This is a genomic window from Paraplanobispora siamensis, assembly GCF_016863175.1.
Classification (GTDB): Bacteria; Actinomycetota; Actinomycetes; order Streptosporangiales; family Streptosporangiaceae; genus Planobispora; species Planobispora siamensis.
In genome coordinates, this window is the sequence record NZ_BOOJ01000155.1 from 1 (window position 1) to 777 (window position 777).

The following is a 777-nucleotide window of genomic DNA, read 5'->3' on the forward strand; positions in this document are numbered from 1 at the left end:
TTGAGCCGCATCTCGAGTATCTCGTTGGCCGAATCGGCGCGCAATCGGCCGCACCTCAGCATCGGCCGATGTCCGCCGATGGGAACAGCGGCCCTTGTCGGCCGGTAGTCGTTTTCCTGCCCTCTTCACCGCGAAGGAATACCCATGTCCTCGGCTCTGCCCGTATCGGGCGCGTCGGCGCGGCGGTCGCTGGCCGCCCGCGGTCGTGACCTGCCGCTGACCGCCAAGATCTTCGCCGCCGTCGCCGCGGTGGCCACCGCCGGCCTGCTGGTGATCGGGGTGAGCATCAGCGGCCTGACCACCGCCGACGAGGAGGCCTCGGCCATCTACACCGGCGGCGTGCGCCCGGTGGAGGCGCTGGCCGAGGTGCACACCGATCTGCTGCAGATGCGCAACCTGGTGCTGAACTACTACCTGTCGGATGCCGAGCACCGCAGGACCAACGCGGCCGACATGGACGCGCTGGACGCCGAGATCGCCCAGGATGCCCCGGTGCTGGCGGCCATGGTGGCCGACAAGGCCGCCTGGGAGCGCATCTACACCGACTGGCGCGCCTACACCGCCCTGCGGGACGGGAAGATCATGCCGGCCGCCGACGCCGGTGACCTGGACGCCTTCTGGGAGGGCTTCAACGCGGCCCAGGCGCTCAATGAGCGCATCGATGAAGGCTTCGAGGACCTGCGCGCGGCCCAGTCCAATGCCGCCGCGGCCAGCGCCGCCACCGCTCACGACACCGTCGGCCAGGTCGTCACCCAGGTCGGCGTCATCGGTGGGGCC

Annotated in this window: 1 protein-coding gene; it reads left to right on the forward strand. The window is 70.4% G+C overall.

Features of this window, described 5'->3' with window-relative positions:
• Positions 1-144: 144 nt before the first annotated feature.
• Positions 145-777 (forward strand): MCP four helix bundle domain-containing protein (locus Psi01_RS42990; protein ID WP_204069973.1); only part of this gene is annotated, 633 nt, incomplete at its 3' end.